The 14,765-nt window shown below is 44.5% G+C and carries 9 protein-coding genes; 3 read left to right on the forward strand and 6 right to left on the reverse strand.

The window, feature by feature from the left end; all coding sequences use genetic code 11:
* Positions 1 to 25 precede the first annotated feature (25 nt).
* The 6 genes from EAH55_RS26840 to EAH55_RS26865 all read right to left on the reverse strand — a co-directional run bounded on the left by EAH55_RS26840 (position 26) and on the right by EAH55_RS26865 (position 9,605).
* Positions 26 to 3,181: an efflux RND transporter permease subunit gene (locus tag EAH55_RS26840; protein ID WP_121812370.1), complete on the reverse strand. Its 3,156-nt coding sequence runs from the start codon at positions 3,179 to 3,181 to the stop codon at positions 26 to 28.
* A gap of 54 nt (positions 3,182 to 3,235) precedes the next feature.
* Positions 3,236 to 4,402, reverse strand: coding sequence for an efflux RND transporter periplasmic adaptor subunit (locus tag EAH55_RS26845; protein WP_121812371.1), 1,167 nt, complete (start codon positions 4,400 to 4,402; stop codon positions 3,236 to 3,238).
* 104 nt (positions 4,403 to 4,506) lie between these two features.
* The gene (locus tag EAH55_RS26850; RefSeq protein WP_121812470.1) at positions 4,507 to 5,094 is read right to left on the reverse strand and encodes a TetR/AcrR family transcriptional regulator; all 588 of its coding nucleotides are present in this window, start codon (positions 5,092 to 5,094) and stop codon (positions 4,507 to 4,509) included.
* A 246-nt stretch (positions 5,095 to 5,340) separates the two neighbouring features.
* Positions 5,341 to 6,240 (reverse strand): helix-turn-helix domain-containing protein, encoded by a 900-nt coding sequence (locus EAH55_RS26855; RefSeq protein ID WP_121812372.1) that lies wholly within the window; start codon positions 6,238 to 6,240, stop codon positions 5,341 to 5,343.
* Positions 6,241 to 6,379: 139 nt separating this feature from the next.
* On the reverse strand, positions 6,380 to 7,759 hold the full coding sequence (locus tag EAH55_RS26860; protein WP_244228373.1) for a deoxyguanosinetriphosphate triphosphohydrolase: 1,380 nt from the start codon (positions 7,757 to 7,759) through the stop codon (positions 6,380 to 6,382).
* 232 nt (positions 7,760 to 7,991) lie between these two features.
* Positions 7,992 to 9,605: a Na+/H+ antiporter gene (locus EAH55_RS26865; protein ID WP_162997062.1), complete on the reverse strand. Its 1,614-nt coding sequence runs from the start codon at positions 9,603 to 9,605 to the stop codon at positions 7,992 to 7,994.
* Positions 9,606 to 9,853: 248 nt separating this feature from the next.
* On the opposite strand from EAH55_RS26865, the gene EAH55_RS26870 reads away from it, so the two are divergent.
* The 3 genes from EAH55_RS26870 (at position 9,854) to EAH55_RS26880 (ending at position 14,758) form a co-directional block, all read left to right on the forward strand.
* Positions 9,854 to 10,255, forward strand: coding sequence for a hypothetical protein (locus tag EAH55_RS26870; RefSeq protein ID WP_114940616.1), 402 nt, complete (start codon positions 9,854 to 9,856; stop codon positions 10,253 to 10,255).
* A gap of 119 nt (positions 10,256 to 10,374) precedes the next feature.
* Complete coding sequence (locus tag EAH55_RS26875) at positions 10,375 to 11,517, forward strand: efflux RND transporter periplasmic adaptor subunit (protein ID WP_121812373.1); 1,143 nt, start codon at positions 10,375 to 10,377, stop codon at positions 11,515 to 11,517.
* 76 nt (positions 11,518 to 11,593) lie between these two features.
* Positions 11,594 to 14,758, forward strand: a complete 3,165-nt coding sequence (locus EAH55_RS26880) for an efflux RND transporter permease subunit (protein ID WP_121812374.1) — start codon at positions 11,594 to 11,596, stop codon at positions 14,756 to 14,758.
* The last annotated feature ends 7 nt before the right edge of the window (positions 14,759 to 14,765 follow it).

Raw genomic sequence — 14,765 nt, forward strand, 5'->3', positions numbered from 1 at the left:
TAATTGTTTTTTAAAATTTCTACTATCAGGCCAGCGTTTCCTCTTCAACTTCTATTTCCTGTTCGGCAGGCGTACCGCTGATACGTTCCTGCAACGATTGGAAAATAATGAACAGCACCGGTATCACAAACACACCGAATATGGTACCGATCAACATCCCCCCTACAGCGCCCGTACCTATCGAACGGTTACCTTCGGCACCTGCACCAGAGGCAAGCATCAGCGGAACCAAACCGAGGATAAACGCGAAGGAGGTCATCAAAATAGGTCTTAAACGCGCTACAGAACCATCAATAGCTGCCTGTACAATGCTTTCGCCGCTACGCCTGCGTGCTACGGCAAACTCCACAATCAGGATGGCGTTTTTGGCTAACAGACCAATAAGCATAATGAGCGTGATTTGCAGATAGATATTATTCTCGATCCCGAAGATGCGGGCGAAGATGAACGCGCCGGCCAAACCTATCGGCAACGATAACAATACCGCGAATGGCAGGATATAGCTTTCGTATTGTGCACTTAACAGGAAGTACACGAACACCAAACACAACATAAAAATGAAAATGGTTTGGCTGCCGCTGGCAATCTCCTCCCGTGTTAAGCCCGAAAACTCAAATCCATAACCGGCAGGCAATGTTTTAGCACCTACCTCTTGTATGGCTTTAATGGCATCACCGGTACTAAAGCCCGGTTTTGGCGCGCCTGTTACCGAAATAGAGGTAAACAGGTTAAAGCGGTTGATCGACTCCGGCCCATAAACCCTTTTCAGCGTAACAAACTCTGAAATTGGCGCCATGGTATTATTGGCATTACGCACATACATGTTGTTCAAACTACCGGTTGTGCCCCTGTATGCGGCATCAGCCTGGATCATTACACGATATTGTTTACCAAACTCGTTAAAGTTAGAAGCATAAACACCGCCGAAATAGCCTTGTAAAACGCTTAATACCGAGTTTACGGTAATACCCGCGTCTTTACATTTAGCCACATTTACATCAACCAAAAACTGCGGGAAGTTGGTATTAAAGAAAGTTGAGGCATATTGAATTTCGGGACGTTGATTTAGCGCACCTAAAAACTTGCCGTTTATTTCGGAAAACTTCACGATGTCGCCGCCGGTTTTGTCCTGTACCTGGAACTCGAAACCACTGCTGTTACCGAAACCCTGTAAAGTTGGAGGGGCGAAAAACAAGATAGTAGCGCCTTTGATCCCGGCTGTCATCCCAAAAAGTTTACCGGTAACGCTGTTCACGTCCGATCCTTTGGCTGTACGCTGATCCCATGGTTTCAGCTTGATCATGATCAAACCATATGAACCGCCCGCACCGCTCAGAATGCCTTGTCCGGCAACACGGATTACCGATTCAACTTCGGGTAACGACCGTACCATACCAGATACTTTATCGATAACCTCGGTAGTGCGCTCCAACGATGCAGCGGGAGGCAAGGATACGTCGCCGATGATGAAGCCCTGGTCTTCATTTGGCACAAAGCCCGATGGTGTTGTTTTGAGCAGGAACCAGAATATCGCGGCAAAAACCAGGATCCCTGCAATAGACAGCCATTTTTTAGCCGCCAGAAAACCTACCGATCTTTTATACTTGCGGGTAAGTGAATCAAAGCTGGTGTTAAAGGCACTATAAAACCGCTGTAAAAAACCTGTTTTATGATGTTCACCTTCGGGATGCGGTTTTATTAACAGTGCGCACAAAGCCGGGCTTAAGGTTAAAGCGTTTACCGCAGATATTAATATCGCGATAGCAAGCGTTAAACCAAATTGCTTATAGAACACGCCGGTTGAGCCTGTAATGAACGAAACCGGGATAAACACTGCAGCCATTACCAAGGTGATGGATACGATGGCCCCGCTGATGTCGTTCATAGCGCTGATGGTGGCGGCCTTTGCGGACTTAGCACCGTGATCAAGCTTGGCATGCACGGCCTCAACCACCACAATGGCGTCATCCACCACTATACCGATAGCCAGCACCATAGCAAACAGGGTAAGCAGGTTGATGGTAAAACCAAACAATTGTAAAAAGAAGAACGTACCCACAATAGCTACTGGCACAGCAATGGCCGGGATCAATGTTGAGCGGAAATCCTGAAGGAAAATGAATACTACAATAAATACAAGTACAAAGGCTTCGATAAGCGTATGCACTACCTTTTCTATCGAGGCATCCAAAAAGTCGTTGGCGCTGAAAAGGGAGGTATAGCTAATACCTGCCGGGAACGTTTTTGAAGCGGCTTCAATAGTTTGCTCACAATTTTTAATTAACTCGTGCGCGTTTGAGCCTGCTGTTTGGTAAATAGCTATCGCTATACCCGGCTTACCGTTCATGGTAGTAGCATTGGCATAACTTTGCGCGCCAAGCTCAACACGTGCTATATCTTTCAGGCGCAATAATTGCCCTTTGGTTGATGAACGGATTACGATGTTCTCAAACTCGGGCACACTCGTAAGTCGGCCTTTATATTTTAACACATATTGGAACGACTGGTTATCATTCTCCCCTACTTTACCCGGTGCAGCCTCGATATTTTGCTCGGCAAGGGCGTTGTTCACATCATCGGGAACAAGGCCATAGGTGGCCATTACATCTGGCTTTAACCAAATACGCATGGAGTAATCCTGTATCCCAAATGACGATGCGTCACCAACACCGTTGATACGCTTGATCTGCGGCAGCAAGTTGATATTGGCGTAGTTTTGCAGAAACTTCTCGTCGTAACTTTTGTTATCGCTCGACAGGGAAAACACCATCACCATACTGCTTTGGCGTTTACTGGTGGTAACACCCGCCTTGGTTACTTCGGCAGGAAGTAAGCTGGTAGCTTTTGATACCCTGTTCTGCACGTTTACCGCAGCCAGATCGGGGTCGGTACCTTGTTTAAAATAAACAGTAATGGCAGCGCTACCATCATTACTCGCGGTAGAGGTCATGTAGGTCATGTTCTCCACACCGTTTATCTGCTCTTCAAGCGGAACGATAACACTTTTCATCACCACCTCGGCATTGGCGCCCTGGTATGATGTTGATACCTGCACCGTTGGCGGCGCTATATCCGGATATTGGGATATGGGCAATGTAGTAAGGCCCAAAATACCCAGTATTACTATGATTACCGATATTACGGTAGATAGTACTGGTCTTTCAATGAATGTACGTAACATATTATTTATGTTGATGCCGGGCTAAACAGCACAGCTATTGCTATAAAATTTATTTTATTCTCCGTAATTAGCCGCAATTTCCTGTGCTTCAGGCTTGATAACCGCGCCATCCTTTAAAGTAGCAGCGCCATCGGTAACAACGGTATCGCCTGCTTTAAGGCCATCGGTAACTACATAGAACTGGCCTGCGGTTAAATCCATAACCTGGATCTCGGTATTTTTAACAACCCCTTTGCTATCAACTGTGTAAACAAAATGCTTTCCTTGCAGCTCGTAAGACGCTTTTTGAGGTATAAGCACCGCGTTTTTTACTGTTTGCGGGATGCGGATAGTAGCACTACCACCACTGCGGATAAGGCCAATCGGGTTAGGAAACGTAGCCCTGTAACTTGCCGATCCGGTTTCGGTATTGATTAAACCACTGATGGTTTCAACTTTACCCTTTTCTGCATAAGTACTGCCATCAGGCAATACAAGTGATACGGGCGGTGTGTTGGCCAGCTTCTCGTTCATGGTGCTGCCTTTTACAGTTCTTGAAAAATCAAGCAGCTGCTTTTCATTCAGGGCGAAGTAAGCGTATACCTTGCCGATGTTTGATACCGTTGTTAACGGTTGTGCTGTTGAACCGGTGATGAGGCTACCTAATTTGTAAGGAATAGCTCCTACTACGCCATCAACCGGACTGGTTATTACAGTATAACCTAAATTGGTTTTGGCATTGGCTAAACTGGCTTTTGCCTGGGCAAGCGCGGCTTTGCGGGCTTTCAAAGTATACTCGGCCGATTCAAGCTCATAGTGGCTGATGATATCTTTCTCAACCAGGGGCTTGGTTTTGTTAACCTGTAACTCGGCCGAGCTTACATCAGCTTCGGCAGTAGCAATGGCTGCATTCGCGGTATTTACTTCCTGCGCATATTGTGGGGCGCTGAGCTTAAAAAGCAGCTGGCCTTTTTTTACCACGCTGCCTTCATCGATATAGATCTGGTCAACGTAACCATCAACTTTCGGGCGGATCTCGATATTTTGTTGCCCCTGAAGTGTAGCGGGATATTCGCTGTTCAGCGTGGCATCATGTAAACTAATTTTAAAAACCGGGTAACTCTGTGGCGGTTGCGGGCCACCTGCGGCCATTGCAGCACCCTGGTTTTGACCACCGCCGCATGACGACAATAAAATTAAGGCGGCACTAAAGCCGGTTAGCAGTTGAACTGTATTTTTCATAAATATAAACTTGTAGCTATTGGATTGAATTGATATAAAAGGCATTGCAGGTATGTGTGTTAATTATTCTGTTTGACAAATGCGTTAATAACGGGGTAAATTTTTTATTGGAAAATCATTTTGCAGATCATCTTCTTCCGCTCGTTGATGAGGCAGCCATAGCCCTCATTACTTAGTTCGAAAGCCTTTTTGTAGATGGGACTCATAATAAGCGGGTATGACATGAGCGAGAACAGGTTGAGCACAAAATGTACAGGGTTCATCCGTTCGATGTTGCCGGCTTCCATTTCAGAATTGATCTGCTCCAGGAATATCTGGATATGATGAGGCTTAACCTCGTTGGTGTATTTACAGCTATTTGAATTGAGTTCGGTGATCAGGAAAGTTTCCTGGTATGGATAAGCGTTGGCCTCGGTTAAAAACAGATCGATAAAGTTTTCGATCTTCTGTTTAAACGGCAGATCGGAGGCCATAACAGCATCAAGGCGGGTGGTTAAAGCAAGCATGGCTTCCTTAAACACCTGTTCAATCAAAACATCCTTGGTGCGGAAATAGTAATTTAACAGCGTGCGGCTCACCCCGGCGGCATCGGCAATATCCTGGGTATTGGCGTGTAGCCTGCCTTCGGCAAAAAAAATATGCTTGGCGGTATTCTTAATTAACTGCTCGGCACCGGTATCCCTTATTGGCATAAAAACAAACGGCATTTAACCAGGCACACTATTATGCCCGGCTGCACCAAAAATTGATGACAGGGCAAAATTGCCCCAATTATCGTTTTTGCAGAATGTTTAAAAGATGGCGCAATATGTCAAAAAGTCGTTTTCGATAAAAAGATTGTAATAGAATAGTAATTTTGATTGTACTATTACAACGATACTATCGCTTTGTAATTAAAATTACAACAGCACCCATCCAAATAAAATGACTGGTAATTATTAAGGGGTTTGGCGGTATTTACTGGGACTGATACCGCATTGTTTTTTGAAAAACTTACTAAAAAAGAATTGGTCGGCAAAGTTGAGATACGCTGCTACCTGGGCTATGGTCAGTGCCGGATCATTCAAGGCTACCTTTGCCTCCATGATCACTATTTCATCAATAAACTCGCCTGCCGTTTTACCTGTTACCTCTTTTACAGTTTGGGAAAGGTACTTGGGGGTAATATTTAGCATGGCGGCATAAGCCTGTACGCTTCTTTCCGTCTTGAAATGCTGCGGCAGGGTTTTCAGGAAACGAAAAGTTAATTCCTCCTTACGCGTACCTTTTATCCCTTCTAATTTTTCCTGCTTTTTATATAAGGCACTTACCTCATAAATAAAACCGGTGAAAAGATTCAATAACACTTCATCCCGAAAAGCAAGCTCATCGCAGATGTCTATTTTACTTTCAATGATATCAAGGATCGCTGTAAGCGGGGCCATTGACTTTTCATCTGTAATCAGCAAGGGGCTAACCTGCGACGATAAAAAATCAAATGCTTCAACATTTTTGGTGTGGATACTGGTTGCTGATAAATAGGCCGATGTAAATATGACAGAGGTAAGCCTGCAATCTGGCGAAACATTAAGAAACTGGCGAACGGTATTAGGCGCGATTAGCAGTATGTTGTCCTTTTTTACATTATACTCCAACAGGCCTACATTGATGGAAAAATCGCCTTCATGAACCAGCGTAAAAGAAAAATGATCTGACCTGAAAGGATACAGAATTGGCACTTCGACATCGCTCGGGTTAAACGAAGTTACATACAAGCCTTTATGCTGACTTGTAATGCCAAGCGGAGCAAGCAATTGCTCCATGGTATGCGTCTGTACAGGCAGGATCTCTTTTGGCATAAGGCAATTATAAGGCTCCTGCGCTAATTTTGCGAATTAAATTGAAAACGAAACACGTGAAAGCCAGACTTACGAACCACCAGACTTACGAAGTTTTAAAAACTTCGTAAGTCTTACTATTTTTTTAGGCAAATAATAATCAACTCATCGACGGGAACGAGATCCCCTTGATCTTCCTGAACAATTCAACGGCATACAGGTCTGTCATGCCCGAAACAAAATCAAGGATGGTCTGGATCTTTGAATAGTCATCATCAGCTTTGGTTAAAAACTGTTTAGGGATCAGTTCTATCAGTTTCTCGTGGTATTTTGAGTTGTTTTTTAAATAAGCCGGAACAAACTCTTCCAATAAACCGCCCATGACTTTGTAACCGGCGACTTCCTTCTGCACTACCGAGCTATAGTTGTAGATCTTTTTTACAGATACCTTTTCAATAGCTTTCATGGCAGACCGGAGAGGCTCTTCAATGGCGTCCATCAGTGCAGAATTAAAATCGCCGTTCATTATCTCTTCCTGTTTTTCATAAAACAGATTTGAACATTGATTTACCAAAGTATTTATTGCTATCGCCCTCAAATAGCCCACTTTAGCATCGCTATCGTCAAACTCTTCCAACCGCTCTTCCATTCTGGGGATAGTACACAAAGGCATCAGCAATGCTTTCACTTCCTCATAGGAGAGTATTTTAAGGCGATGGGCATCCTCCAGGTCAACAACATTATAGCAAATATCATCGGCTGCCTCAACAAGGTACACCAACGGGTGCCTTTTGTAAATAAGTTCATCACCCTCTACCCTGATCAAACCCAAATCATTAGCTATCTTTTCAAAATCCTGCTGCTCAGAATCGAAGAAACCATATTTTTTCCGGTAGATGATTCCCTTTTTATGCCCGGCTACAGATGAACACGGATATTTTGCAATAGAAGCTATGGTAGAATAGGTTAGCGCCAAACTCCCCCGGCCTTTACCGGCAAACTGGTGCGTTAATAACCGTAAGGCATTGGCGTTACCTTCAAAATGCGTCAGATCTTCCCATTGCTGAGCGGTAACAGTTGCTTTGTAATCTTTACCCGCTCCTTCCGCAAAATAATGTGAAATAGCAGATTCGCCTGAATGACCAAAAGCAGGGTTACCCAGGTCATGGGCCAAACAAGCTGCCGCAATCATATTACCAATCTCGCTGATAAGCGGATATTTTTTCTCTACCTCGGGATCTTCCTTAAGCATCCGGTTAAAGTGCATACGCCCTAACGAGCGTCCTACACTGGCTACTTCCAAACTATGGGTAAGCCGATTGTGTACAAAAATGCTTCCGGGTAATGGGAATACCTGGGTTTTGTTTTGCAACCTCCTGAATGGTGATGAAAAAATTATCCGGTCGTAATCCCGCTGAAACTCCGATCTGGCATCGATATGGTTTGCAATATATTTATCCTCGTAACCCCAGCGCTTCGCTGATAGTAGCTTATCCCAATTCATGATAGTATGATGTGTATAGGCGGCAAAAGTAGCCATTATACCCGAAAGAAATGATTGCCTTTAAACGGCGGGAAACCTATTTGAAATCGACAGTTAAAGGAGGCACCTACGGAGCCATAGGTTAGCTCTACAATTTCTATAAACATGGTACTCCTCCGGAGTTTTTTATGTGCGCTTTCCTAACTCCGTAGGAGTACCATGTTTGTAAGGAAAATCAATCGAGTATTGGCTCCGTAGGTGCCTCCTGTTCTAAAGGTGATTTCTAAACTTACACCACCTCAAAATGCTGCCTCAACTTTTCCTCTTCCAGGTCAAGCAGATCCAATTGCTGCTTTACAATTTCGTCGCTGATGTTTTCTTTTTTATTGAGCGTTAACAGCAGATCGCGCTGTTGAGCCATAACATCATTTAAGATCATGCGGTAATCGTGGTAAAATTCGCTGGCGCGCTGTTCGTTGTTGTCCTTTTCCCAATCTTTCAGTAGTTCCATATCGGCACTTAGCCTCAGTCTGAATGCCTTGATCATATCATTACCGTCTAAACGGTCGGCGTATTTATCTTCAAGTATCTGTAAAGCCAACTTTGATAACTTCTTCCTAACCAACTGTTTTTGCTGCTCATGTGAACCTGTATAGTCACGATCGGGCAGGTTCACAAGTTTTACTAATATGGGCAAAGTAAGCCCCTGAACAACCAGTGTAAATATGATGACAACGAATGTGATAAACAGGATAAGGTTTCGTTGAGGAAAGGCTGCACCAGAAGGTAAAAGCTCCGGGATACTCAGCGCCGCGGCAAGGGAAACCACGCCACGCATGCCTGTCCAGCCGAGCAATAATGGCCCTTTCCAACCCGGACTCGGATCGGCGGTAGTGATGTACCGGCTGATAAATACCGTAAATATTGTTGCACCGTAAGTACTTGCCAAGCGGGCCAGTATCAGCACACCGGTTATAATCAAACTATAATTTATCGCCGGCTTTAACCCTTCAGGCCCAAGCGCCTTTATAATAACGGGAAACTCCAACCCTATTAAAATAAAAACAAAACCATTCAGCACAAAAGCTACTGTTTCCCAAACATTTACCCCCTGCAACCTGCTGCGATAGCTTAATATCACCTGCCGTTGTGATGAAAGGAATAAACCGCCGCTCACAACAGCCAGCACACCCGAAAAGTGAAACTCCTCCGCAGCCATGTACATCACATACGGTGTTATAAACGTGAGGATAATATCAATATTAGCCGTGGTTGGCAACCACCTGTGTATGGTATAAAAAATCAAGCCCACAGCCAAGCCGATAACTATACCCATTACTATCACTAAAACAAAACTTAAAGCAGCCTGACCAAAAGCAAACTTACCGGTAAGCACAGCCGCGAGTGCAAACCTGAATATCACCAAACTTGATGCATCGTTCATGAGGCTTTCGCCTTCAACAATGGCTACAAATCGTTTAGGAACTTTTATGTTTTTCAGGATATTACTTGCTGATACAGCATCGGGCGGAGAAATTATCCCTCCAAGCAAGAAACCAAGGGGTAAGGTGAACCCAGCGATAAGACTATTGGATACAAAAGCTATCAAACATGAGGTTAAAATAACTATCAGGAATGCAAAACTTGAAATTATCCTGCGCCATTTCCAAAAATCTTTCCAGGAGGTGTTCCAGGCAGATTCATAGAGTAAGGGCGGCAAAAAAATCACAAAGATCAGATCGGGATTTATTTCAATACCTTTCAAAAACGGCACGAAACCCAGGGGCAAACCAATAAGTACAAGTAATATGGGATAGGCGATTTTTATCTTCTGCCCAAGCATTACAACAGACAGAATAACAAGCAATAAGCAGGTACATTGAATAATAAGGTGATGCAGCATGTAGCTAAAATACAATTATTAAGCGAGTAAAGTTTGCCTGTGCTTGTATTAAGCACTTTAAGAAAACCCGAACAAATAACCGTTTTTACTGTTCTGATAACATTAAGGTAATTTCTGAAGCATAAATTGACATAGAAAAAGATAAAATGCTAAAAAACAGTAATAAAAAATAAAAATAAAGTCATTTTATATCAAAAAAAATACAAAGTCATTTCTATAGCTTCAAAAATTTTGGTAATTTCGCAATCATGTGGTCGTCGATAAAAAAAATATTCTTCGCATTATTTTTTTTCCAGCTTGCAATAGCTGTAGCACCTGCTAACGCCGAATCAATTTTAACCCACTACAAAAAATCAGGTCGGGCTGCCGATGTAATTTCTCTTACCCACCAAAGGATCATAGGGCAAATTCAACAGCAGGAAGTACAGGATGATTCCCCCGACTCTGATGGTAACGAAGCCGCCCACACCCGTAACATTATACGCTTTTTACCAAGCAGGGTAAATTATTCTTCGGCATTACTACCGGGGCAACAGCTTCTACTGGCAGATGTTGTATCAACCGTAGAAAAACAACACAATCAAAATAAATCCATAAAAGGCTTTTTGCCTGCATATTATAATTTCCTCTTCAGGCTCAGTCCGTTCTGATCCTTTTTTCCGTTCAAATGCCCTTTGCGGCAAATCCCTGTTTTTACACAATCAAATTTAACATTGGCTAACAGTACGTGATATGCACTGCTTTGCCTATTACCCCCAATTCGGAAAAAATGAAAAGGTTAATTATTTATATGCCCTTACTGGCCATAATTGCCGGTATATTTGTCACGGGCTGCTCATCAAAAGCTAAGACCAGTAACGAAGCCGCTGCTGCGGATACCCTGCAATTGCCGGTACTTACTTTAAATACAAGAGATACAGTTCTTCAAAAATCATACGTTGCCGATATCCAGGCTCAAAAAAATATCGAGATCCGTTCACGTGTTCGCGGCTTTCTTGAAAAAATTTATGTGGATGAAGGCAAGCAGGTTAAAAAAGGCCAGCTATTGTTTAAACTTAACGACCAGGAGTTTAAAGTAAACCTATCAAAAGCCAAGGCTGCATTGAGCAATGCCATGGCCGATGCAAAGGCAACAGAACTTGAGGTAGAACGGGTTAAACTACTGGTTGACAAGAAAGTAATCTCCAAATCAGAACTTGAAGTAGCCGAGTCAAAAATGAATGCTGATAAGGCGACCATTGAAGAAGCACGCTCTATGGTACAAAGTGCAGAAGACCAGCTGGCCTACACTTATATCCACGCGCCGTTTGATGGCATCATTGACAGGATTCCGCTTAAATCGGGCAGTTTAATTGATGAGGGTACTTTGCTTACCAGCCTTTCAGACATCAGCTCGATGTATGCTTACTTCAGCTTCCCAGAAAATGAATACCTGCAATACATCCGCAAAAAAGAATCGGCACCTGGCCAAACAAGTGATAAAGTTAAGCTGGTATTAGCAGATGGACTGGACTTCCCCTATCAGGGCGAAATAGAAACCGTAGAAGCCGAAATTGAGCAGAAAACAGGTTCCATCAACTTCAGGGCAAAGTTCCCAAATCCGCAAAAACTGTTAAGGCATGGCGCTACCGGTAAGCTTTTTATCTCCACAAAGGCAGATAGTGTGATCATGGTGCCGCAGCAATCGGTATTTGATATCCAGGATAAAAGCTACGTATACATAGTTGACAAGGATAATAAACTGCACATGCAGGCATTTTTGCCGCAAACCCGTTTTTCTACCTACTACATTGTAAAAGACGGCTTAAAAGCGGGCGACAGGATCTTGTTTCAGGGAGCACAAAACGTGCGTGATGGCATGATCATTAAACCAAGGAAAATGGCAAAAGACTCACTGCTGGCAATGAAGTAATCGGTTGCCCATGTTTCCATTTCCAGGCTGCGTAAACGCGCGGCACAGGTTTATTGTACACTTACCCTAACAAACTATGTTCGAAACTTTTATAAAGCGGCCAGTGCTGTCGCTTGTTATCTCATTGATAATTACTATGCTGGGCGTGCTGGCGTTGATAACGCTGCCCGTTACCCAGTTTCCGGATATTGTACCACCATCGGTAACCGTAACCGCCAATTACACCGGTGCTAATGCCGAGGTATGTGCCAAAGCCGTGGCTACTCCGTTGGAGCGTGCCATTAACGGCGTGCCGGGCATGACTTATATGTCTACCGTTTGTAGTAACGACGGCTTAACGGTGATCCAGATCTATTTTAACGTTGGGGTTGATCCCGACCAGGCCGCGGTGAACGTCCAGAACCGCGTAGCCACCATTATTGACGAAATGCCGGAAGAAGTTATTAAAGCCGGTGTTACCACAGAAAAAGAAGTAAACAGCATGCTGATGTACCTGAACATCATGAGCCAGGACACCAGCATGGACGAAAAGTTCATTTATAACTTTACCGATATCAACGTTTTGCAGGAGCTTAAGCGAATTGAAGGTGTAGGTAGGGCCGAGATCATGGGCGCTAAGGAATACTCCATGCGTGTATGGCTTAAACCCGACAGGATGATGGCCTACAAGGTATCAACCGATGAGGTGATAGAGGCTATTCGTGCCCAAAACGTTGAAGCGGCACCGGGTAAAACCGGCCAAAGCTCGGATAAAACCCCGCAGGCGCTACAATATGTATTGCGCTATCCGGGTAAGTTTTTTGAGCCCAAACAATATGAAAACATTGTGATCCGCGCCGAGGAAGATGGTTCGGTATTAAGATTGAAAGAAATTGCTGATGTTGAATTTGGTTCGTTAACCTACAGTATGGTATCCAACACTGATGGCAAACCTTCGGCATCAATCATGATAAAACAACGCCCCGGTTCAAATGCCCGCGACGTTATCAATAACATTAAAACCCGCATGGCCGAGCTTAAAGAAAGCTCTTTCCCGGCCGGGATGACCTTTAACGTAAACTATGATGTATCCCGCTTCCTGGATGCATCCATACATGAAGTATTACGTACGTTGGTTGAGGCTTTTATACTGGTTTTCATTGTAGTATTTATTTTTCTGCAGGATTTCCGGTCGACATTAATTCCCGCTTTGGCCGTGCCCGTCGCCCTTATCGGCTCACTGTTTTTTATGCAGATGCTGGGTTTTTCTATCAACCTGCTTACGCTCTTCGCATTGGTGCTGGCCATCGGTATTGTGGTGGATAATGCCATTGTGGTGGTGGAAGCCGTGCACGTAAAAATGACCGAAAACCACATGAACGCCATGGATGCCACTGTTAGCGCTATGCGCGAGATCAGCGGGGCTATCGTGGCTATTACGCTGGTAATGTCGGCGGTATTTGTGCCGGTGGCTTTCATGTCGGGGCCGGTTGGTGTATTTTACCGGCAGTTTTCGCTTACGCTGGCTATCTCCATTGTGATATCGGGTGTTAACGCGTTAACGCTTACCCCTGCCCTTTGTGCTATTATGCTTAAACATAATCCTGCATCGCAAAAGAAAACCCTGTTGCAGCGCTTTTTTGGCGGCTTTAATAATAAATACAACGGATTGCAGAATAAGTATTCAACCTTCATGGCTTACCTGTCGCCACGTAAGGGTATTACGTTAATACTGTTGGCAGGGTTCTTCATACTGACCTGGGGTACCAGCGCTATTTTGCCGACAGGTTTTATCCCAACTGAAGACCAGGGCATGCTTTATGTAAACGTGACTACTCCCGCAGGTGCCACCGTCGAAAGGACCGAACAAGTATTAAAAGAGATTGAAGCCAAAACTAAATCAATGAAATCAATCGAATCGGTTTCAACCCTTTCAGGCTATAGTTTGGTGAACGAAATAGCGGGTGCATCATACGGTATGGCCATGATCAACCTTAAACCATGGGATGAACGTGAAGAGTCGTTAGATGATATCATTGCCGAGCTAACCGCTAAAACAAAAAACATTGGCGATGCATCTATCCAGTTCTTCCCCCCGCCTACTGTACCGGGTTTTGGTAACGCGAGTGGTTTTGAAATCCGTGTGCTGGATAAAAGCGGCCAGGGTGATTTGCAAAAGGCTGCCGATGTTACCAAAAACTTTGTTGACGCGCTAAACGCTTCGCCGGAGATTGCGGGAGCATTTACCAGTTTCGACCCTAACTTTCCGCAGTACATGATCTCTGTAGATCAGCAAACGGCCGCGCAGAAAGGTATCACTGTTGATAAGGCAATGTCGACCCTTCAAACGTTGATGGGTAGTTTTTACGCTTCCAACTTCATCCGTTTCGGGCAGATGTATAAGGTGATGGTGCAAGCCTCGCCCGAATACAGATCGCGCCCGGAGGATGTGTTAAACCTGCAGGTTAAGAACGATAAAGGCGAAATGGTGCCGTTCTCTACCTTCATTAAAATGGAGAAAGTCTTTGGCCCTGAGCAGCTTACTCGTTACAATATGTACACATCTGCTATGGTTACCGGTGATGCCGACAAAGGTTTCAGCAGCGGCGACGCGATTAAAGCCATTGAACGCATTGCTGCCGAAAAGCTTCCTAAAGGTTATGCTTTTGAATGGTCGGGTATGACACGGGAGCAGATTTTGTCAGGCAACCAGGCAATCTACATTTTTGTGATCTGTTTGATATTCGTTTACCTGTTGCTCGCCGCCCAGTATGAGAGCTTTTTATTGCCGCTTCCGGTTATCCTTTCACTGCCCACGGGTATTTTCGGGGCATTCTTCTTTTTGAAGATCACCGGGCTCGAAAACAATATCTACGCTCAGGTGGCACTGGTGATGCTGATTGGCCTGTTAGGCAAAAACGCCATCCTGATAGTAGAGTTCGCCATCCAACGGCAAAAAGAAGGCCTGAGCGTTTTGAAAGCCGCTATTGAAGGGGCGGTTTCCCGTTTAAGACCAATTCTCATGACCTCGCTGGCATTTATTGCCGGTTTGATCCCGCTATGCGTGGCCAGTGGCGCTGGCGCTATGGGTAACCGTTCTATCGGTACCGCCGCGGCCGGGGGGATGTTGATGGGAACCATTTTTGGTTTGATCCTTATTCCGGGGTTGTACGTGATCTTCGCGGGCCTGGCCGAACGGAACAAAAAGAAGAAGCCGGCTACAGAAGTAGTTCATCATGAACTGGATATCGTTAATAATTAATCAAGAT

The sequence above is a fragment of the Mucilaginibacter kameinonensis genome (genome assembly GCF_003675385.1).
GTDB classification, from domain to species: Bacteria; Bacteroidota; Bacteroidia; order Sphingobacteriales; family Sphingobacteriaceae; genus Mucilaginibacter; species Mucilaginibacter kameinonensis.

Coding starts and splice junctions, on each gene's coding strand:
- EAH55_RS26845 (WP_121812371.1), bottom strand. CDS start 4,402: ATGAAAAATACAGTTCAACTGCTAACCGGCTTTAGTGCCGCCTTAATT.
- EAH55_RS26840 (WP_121812370.1), bottom strand. CDS start 3,181: ATGTTACGTACATTCATTGAAAGACCAGTACTATCTACCGTAATATCG.
- EAH55_RS26880 (WP_121812374.1), top strand. CDS start 11,594: ATGTTCGAAACTTTTATAAAGCGGCCAGTGCTGTCGCTTGTTATCTCA.
- EAH55_RS26855 (WP_121812372.1), bottom strand. CDS start 6,240: ATGCCAAAAGAGATCCTGCCTGTACAGACGCATACCATGGAGCAATTG.
- EAH55_RS26870 (WP_114940616.1), top strand. CDS start 9,854: ATGTGGTCGTCGATAAAAAAAATATTCTTCGCATTATTTTTTTTCCAG.
- EAH55_RS26875 (WP_121812373.1), top strand. CDS start 10,375: ATGAAAAGGTTAATTATTTATATGCCCTTACTGGCCATAATTGCCGGT.
- EAH55_RS26865 (WP_162997062.1), bottom strand. CDS start 9,605: ATGCTGCATCACCTTATTATTCAATGTACCTGCTTATTGCTTGTTATT.
- EAH55_RS26860 (WP_244228373.1), bottom strand. CDS start 7,759: ATGGCTACTTTTGCCGCCTATACACATCATACTATCATGAATTGGGAT.
- EAH55_RS26850 (WP_121812470.1), bottom strand. CDS start 5,094: ATGCCAATAAGGGATACCGGTGCCGAGCAGTTAATTAAGAATACCGCC.